Below are 866 nucleotides of genomic sequence, written 5' to 3' on the forward strand. Positions count from 1 at the left end.
TTCGGTGGCGCTCTGCGCACTGATGGTACCTGCCGTTGGGGCATCGTTCACATTGGCGACGATCAGGCTAAAGGTACTGCTCACCGAGGCACCGCTGGTATCGGTTGCCGTGACCTTGATGGTCAGACTGCCTACATCGTCATTGGTGGGCGTGCCGGAGAAGGTGCCGGTGCTGGCATCAAAGCTCAGCCAGCTGGGCAGCGCCGAACCGTCCGCCAGGGTGGCGCTCAGGGTCAGACGGTCACCGGCATCGGCATCGATGAAGGTGTCCGCCGCCAGGGTAAAGCGGAAGGTGCTGTCTTCGGTCGCAACCTGATTGGGGATGACGCCAGAGCTGGCCGCGTCATTGGTGTTGATCACGGTCAGGCTAAAGTCGCTGCTGACAGCGGCCCCCTGGGTATCGGTCGCCGTGACTTTGATACGGATGACGCCGACATCACCGTTATCCGGCGTACCGGAGAAGGTGCCGGTGCTGGCATCAAAGCTCAGCCAGCTGGGCAAGGCCGAACCATCTGCCAGGGTGGCACTCAGGGTCAGGGTGTCACCGGCATCCACATCAGTGAAGGTGTTCGCGGGAACCGTAAAGGTAAAGCCCGCATCTTCGGTGGCACGCTGATCACTGATCGCCCCTGCCTCAGGCGCATTGTTCACATTGGCCACGGTCAGACTAAAGGTACTGCTCACCGAGGCACCGCTGGTGTCGGTGGCGGTGACCCGGATGCTGATCGCACCGACATCACCGTTATCCGGCGTACCGGAGAAGGTACCGGTACTGGCATCAAAGCTCAGCCAGCTGGGCAAGGCCGAGCCGTCGGCCAGGGTGGCGGTGTAGGTCAGGCTGTCAGCGGCATCCACATCACTGAAGG

The 866-nt window shown here is 62.0% G+C and carries 1 protein-coding gene; it reads right to left on the reverse strand.

The features are described from left to right. Positions 1 to 866 (reverse strand): putative Ig domain-containing protein (locus tag WH50_RS21955; RefSeq protein WP_207780430.1); only part of this gene is annotated, 866 nt, incomplete at both ends.

This window comes from Pokkaliibacter plantistimulans (genome assembly GCF_003194385.1).
GTDB classification, from domain to species: domain Bacteria; phylum Pseudomonadota; class Gammaproteobacteria; order Pseudomonadales; family Balneatricaceae; genus Pokkaliibacter; species Pokkaliibacter plantistimulans.